This is a genomic window from Terriglobus sp. YAF25 (assembly GCF_052113305.1).
Lineage (GTDB): Bacteria > Acidobacteriota > Terriglobia > Terriglobales > Acidobacteriaceae > Terriglobus.
Genome location: NZ_JBFRCY010000582.1, coordinates 1 through 3,032, shown reverse-complemented (window position 1 = coordinate 3,032; position 3,032 = coordinate 1). Strand labels below are relative to the sequence as shown.

The following is a 3,032-nucleotide window of genomic DNA, read 5'->3' as shown; positions in this document are numbered from 1 at the left end:
GGGGTGGTGCGACGGTGGATCCGGCAACCGGCCTCGTGTTCATCCCGATTGGAAATCCCGACGACAGTTACAACGGGATTGATCGCCCCGGAAATAACTACTATGCGAACTCAATCATTGCGCTCGACGCCAATACCGGAAAGTTGAAATGGTTTTACCAGATGACGCATCACGACATTACAGATGTCGATGCGGCTGCTGCGCCAAGCCTGATTGACATACACCGAAATGGACAAGTCATTCCCGCGTTGGTGGAGGTGCCGAAATCGGGAATCGCATTCATCCTTGATCGGCGTACCGGCAAGCCTGTGTTCGGAGAGGAGGAGCGTCCGATCCCTCAAAGCGATGTTCCCGGAGAACATAGTTCACCGACTCAGCCGTTTCCGCTCAAGCCGGAGCCTCTCGCGAGAATGCGAATAAGCCGGGATGACATCACCACCGTTACTCCTGAAGCTCATGATTACTGCGCCGCATCGTGGGATAAGCAGCAGATGCACAATGATGGTCCTTATACCCCGGTCAGCACGAAGGGCACCACGGTTTTCGCGCCGGGGACATCGGGCGGCGGGAATTGGGGTGGCGTCTCCACCGATCCTCATCTCGGCTACTTCTTCGTCAATGTGTCGAATATGCCTACCACCAGCCGGATGGTTCCTGATGGTGCAGGCGGCTATAAGCTGCAAGGGGCTTACGGACGCTTCAATGATACGAAGGGATGGCCGTGCGTTCGTCCTCCGTGGGGCGAAATCATTGCCGTGAATGCGAACACCGGAGACATCGCATGGCGCTCGCCCCTTGGCGTTTCGGATGATTTTGGTGCGGCAGGCAAGAGCACCGGTACCCCTAACCTGGGTGGATCGATAGCCACTGCAGGAGGGTTGGTCTTCATTGGAGCCACAGTGGATTCGCGCTTCCATGCTTTTGATTCACACACGGGGAAGGAAGTCTGGACGGCCACGTTGCCAGCTCCCGCAGTTTCAACTCCTCTCACTTTTCAAGGTAAGAGCGGTCGTCAATATGTGGTCGTTCCCGATGGCGGCCCCGGCACCATCGGTATGCCCGGCCGTTTTTTGAGCTATCACGCGATCCTGATAGCGTATGCGCTGCCAAAGGCTGGCGAGAGTGCGATCGATCTTGCTCAGTATGCGCCAGTACCTGCGCCTCGCCCACCAGGTGTTGGGAACCAGTTTGCTGCTGCTGGGCCGTCGTCACTCGGTACGGGAGCTGAGCCGATCTTGCCCGCTGGCGAGGGAAGAGAGGATGTGATCTCCATGTGCGGCCAGTGTCATGGCGTTAGCACCGCAGTGGCAAATCGTCGTTCGCCGGATGGATGGAGAGACCTCATTCAGGACATGCGGTCCCGCGGTGCGCAGGGGGATGATGCAAAAGCCGGCAGAGTCCGTGACTACCTCTCGCGCTATTTTGGGCTGCTGACGTCTCCTGCGGAACCGAAAACACCCGGCAGGTGAATGGAGAAGCAGGAGCGTTATGACTGTTGATTTGCTTCGTCGGGGCAGGTTCGGAGAAAGGGCAGCAGCCGGGAGTTTTAGCTTTGAACTGGGAGAGACGTATGAATAGAAGATCGTTGTTGAAGTTTTCAGCTTTACTCGGCATCGCGCGGCCGCTTATTTCCACAGGCATCGCGGTGGCCGAGCCCTCTAAACAGCAAGTTCAGAAGGCGATTGTTCTGTACTGCGATCTCGCGATCGATCCCGCGCGCGAACAGGAGATGTTGCATCAGTTTCATACCCAGTTCAAACCCGCGGCAGAAAAGTTCGAAGGATACATCGACGTCAAGATCGTGAAGCTCCGCAAGGTGGTTCAAGGGCGCCCAGCGCCCGCATCGAACATCAATTACCGCTTTCAGCTGACATACAGAAGCGAAGAGCTGCGGCAGCGCTGGATAGCTTCCGACGTGCACGCACGCGTATGGCCCCTCATCGAAAACACGGTGACTAATCGGGACTATCTTGTATTGCTAACGGATAATGCCTAGCGGCCTGGTTTGTGAAAGGACACAGGCGTCTGCCGAAGTTAAGGAAGTCATCAAAACGGAGAGCATAATGCATCTGAGTTTGAGATCGATTGTTGCTGGTGTTGCAAGCCTCGCCTTATCCGGGTTGATAGTGGGGCAAACTCCGCGGGATGCAGGCAAACGCCTTTCGGCTCCTGCGATTGCAAGCGGAGGGGAAATCATTCGGTTCGATCCTGGTTTGGATGCTCTGATCGCTCCGGGAACAAAAATCGAGAAGGTTGCCAGCGGCTTCACCTTTGCCGAAGGCCCAATGTGGCAGTCAGGGCGTTTGTTGTTCTCCGACGTTAAGGGAAACAAGATGTACGCACTTACGCCGGACGGAAATCCGACCCTCTTGATGGACCACTCGGGTGGTGTCGAAAATGTTCGCCCTGACGGGGGATTCAAAGGTTCGAACGGTATCGCGACCAACAAGGATGGCAGCGTGCTCATGACCCAGCACGGAGCTCGAAGGATCGTGCGCCTTGATGAGCACCTGAAGCCTTCCACGTTCCTCGACCGGTTCGAAGGGAAGAGATTCAACAGTCCGAACGACCTGGTCTTCGCACCGGATGGTGCGTTATGGTTCACCGATCCGCCCTACGGGCTTGATCGCCAGGACAGTGACCCTACTAAAGAGTTGAAGTTCAATGGCGTGTTTCGATATGCCAACGGCAAGCTCACGGCTCCCATAAGGGATTTAAGTCGACCGAACGGGATTGGCTTAACTAGGGACGGGAAGACCCTGTATGTTTCCAATTCAGGCCCTGAGATGTTTGTCGAGAAATACAAGGTTGCAGCAGATGGCAGCGTCTCAAATGGGACCAGATTTATTGAGTATCCCGGCAGCGCGCCTGATGTCCCCGACGGCTTGAAGCTTGATTCCGCGGATAACCTATGGACCTCAGGTCCGGGTGGCATCCGAGTGATATCGCCTTCGGGAAAAGTGCTTGGGCAAATTAAGCTGCCGGAAGTAGCCGCAAACCTGGCATGGGCTGACGATGGCAGGACGCTGTAC

The 3,032-nt window shown here is 56.0% G+C and carries 3 protein-coding genes; all 3 read left to right on the top strand.

Features of this window, described 5'->3' with window-relative positions:
- A partial coding sequence (locus AB4043_RS20515) for an outer membrane protein assembly factor BamB family protein (RefSeq protein ID WP_442307937.1) occupies nucleotides 1-1,469 on the top strand: 1,469 nt, incomplete at its 5' end.
- A 119-nt stretch (nucleotides 1,470-1,588) separates the two neighbouring features.
- A complete protein-coding gene (locus AB4043_RS20510; protein WP_442298978.1) occupies nucleotides 1,589-1,996 on the top strand; it encodes a hypothetical protein in 408 nt (135 codons plus the stop codon).
- Nucleotides 1,989-3,032, top strand: a 1,044-nt coding sequence (locus tag AB4043_RS20505) for an SMP-30/gluconolactonase/LRE family protein (RefSeq protein WP_442307936.1), incomplete at its 3' end; no start/stop codon positions are given. The genes AB4043_RS20510 and AB4043_RS20505, both read left to right, overlap by 8 nt.